This window comes from Agromyces sp. MMS24-JH15, from assembly GCF_043518605.1.
Taxonomy (GTDB): Bacteria; Actinomycetota; Actinomycetes; order Actinomycetales; family Microbacteriaceae; genus Agromyces.
In genome coordinates this window covers 2,299,040-2,311,473 of sequence record NZ_CP171358.1, presented here as the reverse complement: position 1 = coordinate 2,311,473, position 12,434 = coordinate 2,299,040, and the positions used below count along the sequence as shown (strand labels likewise).

The following is a 12,434-nucleotide window of genomic DNA, read 5'->3' as shown; positions in this document are numbered from 1 at the left end:
GCCGTGGCCGCGCAGGCCCGGACGGGGTAGAACGGCAGTATGGGATCGACACCGCTGGTGTTGGGCCCGATGCTGCGGTACGTCGATGGGACGTCGGCCAGCATCTGGGTGGAGACACGCGCCGCCTGCCTGGTCGCGGTCCGCGCTGCCGGCCGGTCGTGGCAGGCGCGGACCTTCGCCGTGCACGGTCACCACTACGCCCTCGTCGAGGTCGACCGGCTCGAGCCGGGCACCGTCCATCCGTACGAGGTGGAGATCGATGGGATCCGGGTCTGGCCGGAGCCGGACTCCGCCTTTCCGGCGTCGGTCATCGCCACGTGGACGCCGGGCGCATCCATCCGGTTGGCCTTCGGGTCGTGCCGCACCAGCGTCCCGCACGACGGCCCGGGGAACCGCGTCCACGGGGTCGACTCGTTGCGGGCCTTCGCGCTCGCGGTGGCCGACGGACTGGAGGTCAGACCCGACCTGCTGCTCTTCCTCGGCGATCAGGTGTACGCCGACTCGACCACGTCGGAGATGAAGGAGTTCATCCGCGCTCGGCGCGACATCCGCGAGGAACCGGGCGCGGAGCTCAAGGACTTCGAGGAGTACGCCCACCTCTACGGACTGGCGTGGTCCGATCCGGCGAACCGGTGGCTGCTCTCGACCGTGCCGACCGCGATGATCTTCGACGACCACGACATCCGCGATGACTGGAACGCCTCGCTCGACTGGAAGGAGAAGATGGAGGCCACGTCCTGGTGGCATGAGCGCATCGTGGCGGGCCTGGCGTCGTACTGGGTCTATCAGCACCTCGGCAACCTGTCGCCGGAGGAACGTGCGACGGACCGGATGTGGCAGCGCGTCCGCGAGGACGACGCCGTCTCCGTCGATCTCGGCGACGCGCTCGACGAGTTCGCCGCGCGCTGCGATCGGGACGCGAGCGAATACCGCTGGAGCTACCGGAGGGAGTTCGACGACGTGCGGCTCGTCGTCGTGGACTCGCGCGTCGCGCGGGATCTCACGCCGTCCGCCCGGAAGCTGCTGAACACGAGGGAACTCGACTGGTTCGACGAGCAGTTGCACGCAGGGCCGCGACACGTCCTGGTGGCCACCTCGCTGCCGTTCCTCCTGCCGCTCGGCCTGCACCACGTCGAGGCCTGGGATGAGGCGATCGCGCAGGGCGCCTGGGGCCGCCCGGCCGCGCGGCTCGGGGAACGACTGCGGCAGGCCGTCGACCTCGAGCACTGGGCCGCGTTCCAGAACAGCTTCCAGGCGGTCGCGCGAATCGCGACGGAGCTGGCCGACGGCGCGCGAGGTCCCTCGCCCGCGACGATCACCTTCCTGTCGGGCGACGTGCACTACTCGTACGTGGCCGAGGTGGAACGCGAGGGCGGGAGCCGCATCGTGCAGGCGGTCTGCTCACCCGTGAGGAATCCGCTCCCCCGGTTCCTCCGCTGGTTCTCGACGGTGATGTCGTACGGACCGGCGGTACCGCTCGGAGCGGCCGCCGCCCGATCGGTGAAGGTTCCGGACCCGCCCTTCCGCTGGCGGACCGTCATGGGCCCCTGGTTCGACAACACGCTCGCCGTGCTCCAGGACGGGACGGACGGGCTGACGATGACCTGGCGCACCGGCAAGGTCGAGCACGGAGACCACCTCCATCCCCGGCTCGACGAGGTCGGATCCATGACCGTCGCGCCGACCCGGGACGCCGACCTGCCGACCCCGCCGCCCCCGTAGACACGGTCCCTCGGGTCGGTCCCCTCAGGCCGGTCCCCTCGGGCCGGTCCCCTCAGGCCGGTGCGTCGCCGGGCACGCGGATGGTCAGTCCGTTCGGCACGACCCAGGTGCGCAGGGCGACCGCCTCGCCGAACTCGTCACCGTCGAGTTCGATCTTCTCGGGCCGATGCAGCTTCAGCGTGACGCGCTCACCCGTGAGATAGTCCAGCGCCGGGACATCCTTCGCCTTGAGCCGTCGGCCGAGGCGCGTGCGCCTGAGCACGCCGTTCTCCCAGAGGATCTTCGAGACGACCTGCACCCAGTGGCGCAGCCCTTCCGGTCGCAGCAGGGCGATGTCGAGCCGGCCGTCGTCGACCTCGGCATCCGGCATGAGCGCGACGTTGCCCTGCAGCGAACCACAGTTCCCGATGATGACGGTGTGCGCGCGGATGGACTTCGCGGGTCCCCCGTCGAGCGCATACCGGAATCGGAGCTGTTCGGGGTCCCGGAGGGCGAGGACGATGGCCTTGACGTAGGCGAGCCATCCGATCTTCGCCTTCAGTTCCTCGTCGGTGTGCGCCAGCATCTTCGCGTCCAGTCCCAGACCGGCCATGACCAGGTACGCGTGCCGGTCGACGTGCGAGTCGGCGCGGCGGATCTCGATCATGCCGAAATCGATCTGCCGATCCCGCCCCCCGAAGGCCGACCGGATGGCATCCTCGACGTCGTCGAGCGTCAACTCAAGATTGCGAGCGAGCAGGTTGCCGGTGCCCGACGGCACGAGCGCGAGGGCGACCTCGTGCCCTGCTGCCGCCTCGGCCGCGGCCCGCACCGTGCCGTCGCCGCCCGCGACGATGATCATCGACACCCCCTGGGCGAGCGCGGCGCGGACGGCGCCCTGGCCCGGGTCCTCGACCGACGTCTCGAACCAGCGCGTCGTTCCCCATCCGGCCGCAGCCTCCTGGGCGGCGACGACCGCCTCGAGGGCGGGCCGGTCGACCTTGACCGGGTTGAACACGACTGCCGCGACGCGACGTCCCTCCGACGGGACGCGATCGGCGGCGAGATCTGCGGGTCCGGAGAGTTCCATGCCCTGCCTCTCCTCGGGGGCGCGCGCAACCTGCGCACGATGCTCTGGACGCTACGCGGTCACGACGCGAGATCCAACCGCTGGCGATCTCGGCGCCAGTATGCTCGCCGACATGACGGATGACCCGTGGCGCCGGTGGCTTGCGCCGTCCTCGCCCCTCGACACCGTGTTGCGGGAGTCCGCCCGGCAGCAGGACCGGAACGCCGATCGACTCGTCGACAGCGTCGATCGCGGCGCAGCGCAGCTGCGCGATGCGGCCGAGCAACAGCGGATGGCCCAGGAGGTCATGGCGTCCGTCGTCGTGGCATCGAACGAGCGGACCAACCAGGCGCTCGCGTCGATCCTCGACGTGCTCGCATCTCCCGCGGAGACCATCGCACGGGAGCACATCCGTCGTGGGGTCCACGCGTTCCGCCAGGGGTGGGACGACGACGCGCTCGACGAGCTCACGAAGGCCGTCGAAGCCGACCGCTACATCGGCATCGCGCACCTCTACCTGGGTCTCGTGATGGAGCGCCTCGGAATGACGGAGGAGGCGCAGGAGCAGTACCGGCTGACCGTGAAGTACGGACGCGGCGATGCTCCGGTCGTGGCCAGCGGTGCGCTCCGCCTCTTGGCGATCGCCGAGCAGCTCGACGACCGCCTGCTCGAGTCGCTGCTCGCGGAGCTCCACCGGTGCCCCGAGTTCCTCATCGCCGCCGGCGCGAGGACGGGAGACGCCCGGTACATCGCGGCCGCCATCGACCTCGCCCCCGAGTTGGGCATCGACGCGCAGGTGCTGGGCGTGGTCGACGTGCCCGCGCTCCTCGCCGAGGCATCCACCCCCGATTCGCTGGTCCGCGTGGCCGACGACCTGAACGATGCGCTGACGGCGCTCGGCGGTGACGGCGCCGGCATCCCGGCGACGCCGCTCGCCGACGGGGCAGGCCTCCCCGAGCGGCTCCTGCACGCGAGCGACCTCGCCACGTCATCGAGCGCCATCCTCTTGGAGCTGCGCCGTCGCAGAGCGCGAGCGGAATCGTGGGCGAATCACCAGGCTGCGAAGCTGGAGGAGTATCGGGCCGCCTGCGACGAGCGCGACCGGCTCACCGAGTCCTTGGAGGTCATCGACCGCGAGCTCCACGAGCTGACGACGGTCGGCCGACCGGTCACGAGCGAGTACCGAGCCTCGGTGATCGCGGCGATCGGCATGGTGACCCAGCTCTTCTACGACGAGCGGAGCCGCAGCGTCTCCACGTCGTCGGAGCGGTTCGGCGAGGTCATCCGCCGCATGACCAGCATCCCCGACTCGCTCGAGATCCAGATCGCCCCGCCCTACGGCTTCCGCAGCGACCCGCTTCGCGACAACGGCCCATTCAACATGTCCGACTCCCGCGAGGACGACGCTCACTCCCGGAACCGGGCCGAGCAGCAACGGGCCGAGCTCTTGGGACTCCTTCGACCGACGACCGTTGAAGGCCTCGAAGCGCACGTCGGCGCCGTGCTCGCCGCCGAGGACCATGCGTCGTTCCAGCGCCGTGCATTCGATGGCGGGTGGTCGCTCGGGGAGTCGGTGAGCACGTCCAAGCTCGCTCCGAGTGCGCATGCGTCGCTGCGCCGTCTCATCGTCCTCCGCGACACGCTGTATGGCCGCTCGGAGGAGATCGACGAGCTGCTCCGAGCTCACTCGACCGCGGTGAACCGCCTGACCACGGAACGTTCCGGAGTCGAGCACCGACTTGCGGCGGCCAGCCGCGCGGTCGACGCCTACCGAAGCGAGCAGGAGGCAGGGACGACGGCCGCCTCGGTACTCGACGAGCGCACCATGGCCACCCTGACCCGGGCGATCGAGCTCGCCGAGACGATGGCCGTGGTCGCGAGCAGTCGAATCCGCCCGTTCGTCGCCTAGAGCCGGTTCGGTCGCCGGGCGTGTCCGGTCGACGATCGGGTCGGCCTCGGGAACGCACCCTGCCGTGCGGCGCCGAGGATGCCATGATCGGAACATGCCCGTCTCGGAACCGGACGACGCAGCACCTCACGACCCGACGGAGACCGCCGAGCTCCGCCTCGAGCCGGTCCACTTCATCGCGCGCGCCGACGCGGTCCTCCGGCTCGGACGGCTCATGCTCGGCGCGGGCGCGTCGTCGGCACGCGTTCGCGACTCGATGAAGCGCGTCGCGACCGGGCTCGGCATCGACGGGCTGCACTCGCGGGTCGGGATGACCGACATCGTGCTGACGGCGCAGCGGGGTGCGCTGTACCGCACCCGGGTGGCCGAGGTGCGCCCGGCCGTCGACGCGGAGCGGATCACGAGACTGCAGCGGCTCTCGCATCGCGCCGAGTCGGGTCTGACCCTGATGGCGCTCCAGTCCGAGCTCGACGCGATCGAGCAGAGTCCGCCGCGGTACCCGACCGCGCTGCGGGTGACGGCGGCGGCAGCGGCGTGTGCGGCGTTCGCGCTGCTGAACAACGGCGGATGGCTCGAGGCGCTCGCCGTCGGGCTCGCGGTCGCCCTCGGCCAGTGGCTGCGGATGCGGCTGCTCCGCGCCCGGGTCAACGAGTTCTTCGTCGTGTTCCTCGCCGCGGTCGTGGCGCTGCTCGGGTATCTGGCGCTCGCCGAACTGGCCGGGATCGCGGGGCTCGCGCAGGGAGGCCACGACGCCGCGATGACGAGCGCGGTGCTGTTCCTCGTGCCCGGGTTCCCGCTCGTGACCGGGGCGATGGACCTCGCCCGGCTCGACCTGAACGCCGGGATCGCCCGCGTGGCCTACGCGGTCCTCGTGCTCCTGACCACGGGCACCGCCGTGTGGGCGGTCGCGGCCGCGTTCCAGTCCAGCGCGATCCTGACCGCGCCCCCGTTGTTCGACGAGCCCGTGCTCTCGCTCGTCCGGCTCGTCGCGGGCTTCGTCGGCGTGCTCGGGTTCGCGTTGCTGTTCTGCACCCCGTGGCGCATCGCATTGATCGCGTCGGCGATCGGCGCGCTCGTGAACGTCGGGCGGCTCCTGCTGGTCGACGCCGGCATCACGCCGCCCGTCGCCGCCGCGCTCGCGGGCCTCGCCGTGGGCGCCGGGGCGTTCCTCGCGGTGCGCCGGCTCGACGCCCCGCGCGTGACGCTGACGGTTCCGGCCGTGCTCATCATGGTGCCGGGCGCCGCGGCGTACCGCGCGATCGTGGCCACGATCGACGGCGACACCGTGGCGGCCGTGCAGTGGGGCGTGCAGGCGGTCGGGGTCGTCATCGCCCTCGCGATCGGGCTCACCGTCGCGCGCATCCTCACCGAGCGCGAGTGGGGCCGAAGCGGGCCCTGACCGGCCGGCTCAGGCGACGCCGAGTGCGCGGGCGACGACCAGGAGTTGCACCTCGGTCGTTCCCTCGCCGATCTCGAGGATCTTGGAATCGCGGAAGTGCCGTGCGACCGGATACTCGTTCATGAATCCGTTGCCGCCGAAGATCTGCGTCGCGTCGCGCGCGTTGTCCATCGCCGCATCGCTCGCGGTGATCTTGGCGATCGCCGCCTCGGTCTTGAACGGCTTGCCCGCGTCGCGGAGCCGTGCCGCGTAGTGCCACGCGAGACGTGCCGTGTGCACCCGCGCCTGCATCCTCGCGAGCATGAACTGGGCGTTCTGGCGCGTGGCCAATGCGCTCCCGAACACGGTCCGCTGCTTCGCGTAGTCGACCGCCGCTTCGAGGCATCCTTCGGCTGCGCCGGTCGACAGCGCCGCGATGGCGATCCGGCCTTCGTCGAGGATGTGCAGGAAGTTCGCGAACCCTCGCCCGCGGTCGCCGAGCAGGTTCGCCTCCGGCACGCGCGCGTTCACGAACGTGAGCGGGTGCGTGTCGGACGCGTGCCAGCCGACCTTGTCGTAGCCGGGCTCGACGGTGAACCCCGGCGTGCCGTTGGGGACGATGATGGTCGAGATCTCCTTGCGCCCGTCGGCGTCTCCCGTCACGGCGGTGACGGTGACGAACCGGGTGATGTCGGTTCCCGAGTTGGTGATGAACTGCTTCGACCCGTTGACGATCCATTCGCCGGACTCGAGCCGCGCGGTGGTCCGGGTCGCCCCGGCGTCGGATCCGGCTTCGGGCTCGGTGAGGCCGAAGCCGGCCAGGTGCTCGCCGGCGAGGAGCGTCGGCAGCAACTCCTGCTTCTGCGCTTCGGTGCCGAACCGGAAGATCGGCATGGCGCCCAGGCTGACGCCGGCCTCGAGCGTGATCGCGATCGACTGGTCGACCCGGGCGAGGCCCTCGATGGCGAGGCAGAGCGCGAACAGATCTCCCCCTTGGCCGCCGTACTCCTCGGGGAACGGCAGCCCGAACATGCCCATCTCGCCCATCTGCGCGACGACGTCGAGCGGGAGCGTCTTCGTTCGATCCGCCTCGTATGCGGCGGGTGCCACGACCTGCTCGGCGAACTGGCGAACCAGCGACGCGAGTTCGCGCTCGTCCTCGGTCAGATTGTGGTGCTCCATCGCTACCTTCGCATTCAGTTAACGATCATTAACTGAACGAAAGGTTAGTCGCCGTTCACCGAATTGACAAGGCGTGGCCCATCCAGGCGACCGCCCGCTCATCACTCGATCGGCCGGTCCGCGCCGGCGACCCGACGGCAGGATGCCGCTGAGTCGCCGGCGCAGTCATCATGCGGCCGCGGCGGGTGCCGGGGTCGCTTCCGGTTCAGCCGAATCGGCCCGGGCTCCCAGCCCGGTGCGCTCGTCGAGCGGCTTCGCCCGACGGATCGCCACCGCGGTGACGAATCCCGCCGCCCCCGAGAGCACGACGAACCCGACGGCCAGGTACCACGCGGCCAACGTCGGCATGGTGGTGTCCGGCACCGTGGCCGTGGTGAGGAGGACCGCGATCACGGCGACGCCGACCGAGGTGAAGATCGTCCGACCCGTGACGTAGACCAGGCCGACGGCCTCACTCGTCTCCTCGGGCGGGACGATCTCGACGATCAGCAGCGGGACGGCAACCACGACGAGCGCGGTGCCGACGCCGGCGACGACGATCCCGATGGTCGCGAGCACCAGGTCGTGCACGGCGATGAAGAAGGACGAGTACCCGACGACGCCGAGGCCGATCCCTGCGAGCAGGACGAACTTGGCACCGAACCGACCCGCGACCCGCCCCGCGAACGGTGCGATGACGAACGAGACGACACCGGCGATGAGCGCGAACAGTCCGGCGACGGTCGGCGTGAGACCGAGCCCCACGGGAAGCCCGACGGGGCTCTGCTGGAGCACCGGAGTGAGCAGCTGCGGACCCGCCATCACGCCCATCGCCACGAACGCCGTGGCGGCGAACGCCAGGACCAGCGAGCGGTTCCGGAAGAGGCGGAGGTTGAACATGGGGTTCGCCACCTTGAGTTCCCAGACGATCCAGAATGCCAGGAGCAGGAGGCCGCCCGCCACGAAGCCCAGCACCGCAGGGCTGAGGCCCTGAGCCCGCGAGATCGTCAGTCCGAACAGCAGCGCGGCGATGGCCGGTGCGAGCAGAAGCGCACCGATGATGTCGAGGCGGCCACTGGCCTCGGAGGTCGCGTTCAGCGTGGAGCGCGGCAGGAACAGGGCGCCGATGATCGCCAGGATGGCGAGCGCTGCCGATGCGACGAACATGCTGTGCCAGCCGGACGTGTCGAGCAGGATGCCTGCGAACAAGGCGCCGAGCGCCCCGCCGATCACGCTGACTCCGGACGTCAGGCTTGCGAGGAGCGAGACGCGCTTCGGGGTGTCCGACTCGCGCGCGAGGCCGATGAGCAGGGGGAAGATCCCGGCGCACGTGCCCTGCAGGGCGCGGCCGATGAGGACGCCGACGAACGTGCCGGTGATGACGCTCAGGATCGATCCCAGCGTCGAGATCGCCATCAGGGTGATGATCACCCGCTTGCGGCCGTAGAGGTCGCCGAGTCGGCCGGCGATCGCGGCCGTGCCGGTTCCGACGAGCGTGAAGATCGTGATCAGCCACGAGATGGTGGCGATATCGACCTCGAAGACGCCCATGAGGGTGGGCAACGCGGTCGAGATCATCGTGGTCTCGAAGATCGGCGTGAGTTCGATCACGAGGAAGATCGCGATCATCAATCCGAACGGGCGCGTTGCTGCGCCCGCCGTTCGCACCGGACTGTTCAAGATTTCGCTCCTTACGTCATTGTGAGGGCCCCGGACCGGCTACGACCGCCGCGAGCGTCACCGTTCGCCGGCCTGCATTCCGTTATACAGAACACATATTCGCTTATAGGGCATCGTCATTGTGCTGCCCCCAGCCGGCCTCGTCAAGCACGCCTCGCCAAGGAATTGAGCAAGTATGCCTAACTGCGCGACTCATCCTTGCCGTTCGGCTCGGCCGTTGCGCCCTTTCAGAACGGTCGAGTCACCCACCGAGCAGGCGCAATCGCACCGGAATCAGGCAACTTGTCTGATATTCACGACGCGGGCGAGGGGCTGGTTCGTTGATAGCACGGCGTCGAGGCCCAACGCTTCGGTTCGTTCCCGGCCCATGCCAAAGAGGTGCGCCCCCGAGGAACGAGAGAAGTCGAAGCGATCCGGATGTCCGTCGAGACCGGCGAACACGTGTGGAGAACTCGCACGAGGCTGCGTGGTCTGAACGAGGAAATGACCAGTCCATGGATTCAATCTCCCCCGAGGAGGGCGAAAGTCCTGGTCAGAATCGATATATGGAGCCGCCTAAGGGAATCGAACCCTTGACCTATTCATTACGAGTGAATCGCTCTGCCGACTGAGCTAAGGCGGCGTGGCATCCGTTTCCGGCTGGCACGATCACCAATCATAGCGGGTTTCCGGAGCGCGGATGACCACTCGACCGACGCCCCGGCGCCCTCAGCACTGGGGGTCGGCGTCGGGCACGGTTCCGTTCACGAAGTACTCCTCGACGGTCGAGTCGACGCACTGGTTCGACTTGTTGTAGGCGGTGTGGCCCTCGCCGTCGTAGCTGACGAGCACGCCGCTGTCGAGCTGCTCGGCGAGCGAGACCGCCCAGTCGTAGGGCGTCGCCGGGTCGCCCGTCGTGCCCACGACGAGGATCGGCGCGGCGCCGGTCGCGTGGATCGGGGAACGGTCGGCGCGGCTGGGCTCGGGCCAGTCCATGCACTGCAGGTCGCCGTAGCCGAAGTACGGGCCGATGAGGGGTGCCGTCTCGGCGATCGCCGCGGCCTTCTGCCGCATGACCTCGACGTCGGACTGGAACTCGAAGTCGAGGCAGTTCACCGAGAGGAACGCCTCGGTCGAGTTGTCGGAGTACGAGCCGTCCGGGTTCCGCCCGTTGTACGCGTCGGCCAGGGCGAGCGCGAAGTCGGCCTGGCCGAAGGACACCGACGTGAACAGGTCGTCGAGGTAGCTCCACCCATCCGGGCTGTAGAGCGGGTAGACGATCGCGGTGATGAACGTGTCCGCGCCCACGAGCCGGCCGTCCTCGCCCTGGAGCGGGCTCCGGGCGACCGAGTCGAGGAGGTCGCCGATCTCGTCCATCGCCTCGTCGACCGTCCCGTCGAACGGGCACTCCTCCTGGCCGAGGCACTGCTCGAGGTAGGCGCGCAGCGCCTGCTCGAAGCCCGCAGCCTGCTCGGCTGAGACCTGCTCCTCCGTCGTGGTCGGATCGACCGCACCGTCGAGCACCAGTCGCCCGACCTTGTCGGGATAGAGCTCGGCGTAGCTCGCGCCGAGGAAGGTCCCGTAGGAGTATCCGAGGTAGTTCAGCTGCTCGTCGCCGAGCACCGCGCGCAGCAGGTCGAGGTCGCGCGCGGCGCTCCTGGTGTCGATCTCGCCGAGGAGCTCGCCGGTCCCGTCCGCGCAGGCCGCCGCGAACGCCGACTTCTTCTGCGCGGTCGCCTCGATCCATGCGTCGCTTCCGACCTCCCCGGGAACGATCCCGTAGAGGTACTCGTCCATGCCGGCGGCGTCGTAGCAGGCCACCGCCGTCGAGCGTCCGACGCCGCGCGGGTCGAACCCGACGACGTCGAAGTGCTCCTTGAGCGGCTCGCCCACGGCGTAGTCGAGCGAGTCGTGCACGAAGTCGTAGCCCGATCCGCCCGGCCCGCCCGGGTTCACGAGCAGCGACCCGAGCCGTTCGCCCGTGGCGACGTGCCGGACCAGTGCGAGGTCGATCTCGCCGGCCGCGGGGTCCTCCCACGACAGCGGCGCGATCGCGGTCGCGCACCCGAGCTCGTCGCCGCAGGGCTCCCACGAGAGGGTCTGGTGGTAGAACCGCTCGAGCGCCGGATCGACCTGCTCGCCGGTCGGCGTCGACGTGTGCGGCGGCGGCTGGAGGAACGAGGGCACGCACCCGGCCAGCACGAGCGCGAGCATCGCGGCGATCGCGGTCGCGGCCGCGGCCCGGCTCCCCCGCGACCACGCGCGCCCGCCGGCCGACGATGGGATGCCTCGACCGCCTCGGTCGAGACGGACGGCGCGTCGGGGCGATCGGGCGATCATGCGGCTCCTCGGTTCGGGTCGGGCCTGCGGATGGCGGAGACGAGCATTCCCTCGAGCGCGAGCAGCGGCTGCACGTTGCCCTCGATCCGCTCGCGGGCGGTCTGGATCGCGTCGAGCGTCGCGAGGGTGGTCGTCGGCGACGCGGATGCCGCGGCGCGGCCGATCTCGTCGGCGAGCTCGCGGTTGACGAGCGGAACCCCGGCGCCGAGCTGGACGACGAGCACGTCACGGAACAGGGACGAGAGGTCGACGAGGATCCGATCGATGCCGTCTCGGAGGGTTCGGGTGGCACGCCGTTTCTGGTCGTCCTCGAGCGCCCGGAGCTGGCCGCGCAGCGCGTTCGGCACGGCCTGCCCGGGCGCGACGCCGAGCGAGCGCAGCGCATGCTCGCGTTCCTCGCGGTCGCGCAATTCGGCGATGGCCTTGGCGTCGTCGCCGGCGATCTCGATCAGGCGGGCGGCGGTGGCGACCGCGGACGACGCGGACCGCACGGCGAGCGCGAGCCGCAGCGTCTCGTCGCGGCGTTCGCGCGCCTCCGGGGCGGTCGCGAGCCGGTGCGCCATGCCGATGTGGCTCTGCGCCTGCCGCGCCGCCTGCTCGGCGAGCGCCTCATCCACCCCGTCGCGACGGACCAGGAGCGCGGCGACGTCGGCGACGCCCGGCACCTGCAGCCGGACGCTGCGGACGCGCGAGCGGATGGTCGGGATGAGGTCCGCCTCGCTCGGAGCGCACAGGATCCACACCGTCCGATCCGGCGGCTCCTCGAGCTCCTTGAGCAGGAAGTTCGAGGTCTGCTCGGTCATGCGATCGGCATCCTCGACGATGATCACGCGGTGCGCCCCGACGGACGGCGCGTAGTGCGACCGCTTCACGATCTCACGCACGTCGTCGCGCTTGATGATCACGCCCTCGGTCGCGAGCACGTGCAGGTCGGGGTGGCTGCGCGCCTCGACCTGGATGCGGGTCCGCTCGTCGCCGTCGGGATGCCCCGAGATCAGCGCCGTCGCGAACGCGAACGCCAGGTTGGACCGACCCGAACCGGGCGGACCGGTGACGAGCCACGAATGGGTCATCCGCTGGCCCGAGCCGGGATGCGCCGCGGCGCCACCCGAGGACGCGCGCGCGGCCTCGCGGAACACCTCGATCGCGGCATCCTGCCCCGTGAGTTCGCTCCAGACGGTCATCCGTCCACGCTACCGAATGCGACCGACGGTCGA

At 70.2% G+C, this 12,434-nt stretch carries 8 protein-coding genes and 1 tRNA gene; 3 read left to right on the top strand and 6 right to left on the bottom strand.

Translation table 11 applies throughout. The annotated features are described in order from the left end of the window. Positions 1-108: 108 nt before the first annotated feature. Positions 109-1,722 carry an alkaline phosphatase D family protein gene (locus tag ACDF64_RS10455; protein ID WP_394551032.1) on the top strand — a complete coding sequence of 538 codons (1,614 nt, stop codon included), beginning with the start codon at positions 109-111 and terminating at the stop codon, positions 1,720-1,722. Between the two features lie 52 nt (positions 1,723-1,774). Here ACDF64_RS10455 and ACDF64_RS10450 read toward each other — a convergent pair whose 3' ends face one another. Then, a complete protein-coding gene (locus ACDF64_RS10450; RefSeq protein WP_394551031.1) occupies positions 1,775-2,791 on the bottom strand; it encodes a diacylglycerol/lipid kinase family protein in 1,017 nt (338 codons plus the stop codon). Here ACDF64_RS10450 and ACDF64_RS10445 point away from each other — a divergent pair. Beyond that, complete coding sequence (locus tag ACDF64_RS10445; RefSeq protein WP_394551029.1) at positions 2,790-4,679, top strand: hypothetical protein; 1,890 nt, start codon at positions 2,790-2,792, stop codon at positions 4,677-4,679. The two genes, ACDF64_RS10450 and ACDF64_RS10445, sit on opposite strands and share 2 nt — an antisense overlap. 94 nt (positions 4,680-4,773) lie before the next feature. Continuing rightward, on the top strand, positions 4,774-6,078 hold the full coding sequence (locus tag ACDF64_RS10440; protein ID WP_394551027.1) for a threonine/serine exporter ThrE family protein: 1,305 nt from the start codon (positions 4,774-4,776) through the stop codon (positions 6,076-6,078). A 9-nt stretch (positions 6,079-6,087) separates the two neighbouring features. Here the strand turns inward: ACDF64_RS10440 and ACDF64_RS10435 are convergent, their stop codons facing one another. From ACDF64_RS10435 to ACDF64_RS10415, 5 genes are all read right to left on the bottom strand, one after another. Further along, positions 6,088-7,239: an acyl-CoA dehydrogenase family protein gene (locus tag ACDF64_RS10435; RefSeq protein WP_394551025.1), complete on the bottom strand. Its 1,152-nt coding sequence runs from the start codon at positions 7,237-7,239 to the stop codon at positions 6,088-6,090. Positions 7,240-7,407: 168 nt separating this feature from the next. Then, positions 7,408-8,847, bottom strand: coding sequence for an MFS transporter (locus ACDF64_RS10430; protein WP_394551023.1), 1,440 nt, complete (start codon positions 8,845-8,847; stop codon positions 7,408-7,410). Between the two features lie 597 nt (positions 8,848-9,444). Next, positions 9,445-9,520 (bottom strand) — tRNA-Thr (locus ACDF64_RS10425). Positions 9,521-9,606: 86 nt separating this feature from the next. Beyond that, positions 9,607-11,217, bottom strand: a complete 1,611-nt coding sequence (locus ACDF64_RS10420; protein WP_394551021.1) for an alpha/beta hydrolase — start codon at positions 11,215-11,217, stop codon at positions 9,607-9,609. Beyond that, complete coding sequence (locus ACDF64_RS10415; RefSeq protein WP_394551019.1) at positions 11,214-12,401, bottom strand: DNA polymerase III subunit delta'; 1,188 nt, start codon at positions 12,399-12,401, stop codon at positions 11,214-11,216. Before ACDF64_RS10415 ends, ACDF64_RS10420 begins: the two co-directional genes overlap by 4 nt. Positions 12,402-12,434: the final 33 nt, after the last annotated feature.

Bases quoted from the DNA above. Each gene is read 5' to 3' on its own strand.
- ACDF64_RS10445 (WP_394551029.1), top strand. From the start codon at position 2,790: ATGCCCTGCCTCTCCTCGGGGGCGCGCGCAACCTGCGCACGATGCTCT.
- ACDF64_RS10450 (WP_394551031.1), bottom strand. From the start codon at position 2,791: ATGGAACTCTCCGGACCCGCAGATCTCGCCGCCGATCGCGTCCCGTCG.
- ACDF64_RS10440 (WP_394551027.1), top strand. From the start codon at position 4,774: ATGCCCGTCTCGGAACCGGACGACGCAGCACCTCACGACCCGACGGAG.
- ACDF64_RS10435 (WP_394551025.1), bottom strand. From the start codon at position 7,239: ATGGAGCACCACAATCTGACCGAGGACGAGCGCGAACTCGCGTCGCTG.
- ACDF64_RS10430 (WP_394551023.1), bottom strand. From the start codon at position 8,847: ATGATCGCGATCTTCCTCGTGATCGAACTCACGCCGATCTTCGAGACC.
- ACDF64_RS10420 (WP_394551021.1), bottom strand. From the start codon at position 11,217: ATGATCGCCCGATCGCCCCGACGCGCCGTCCGTCTCGACCGAGGCGGT.
- ACDF64_RS10415 (WP_394551019.1), bottom strand. From the start codon at position 12,401: ATGACCGTCTGGAGCGAACTCACGGGGCAGGATGCCGCGATCGAGGTG.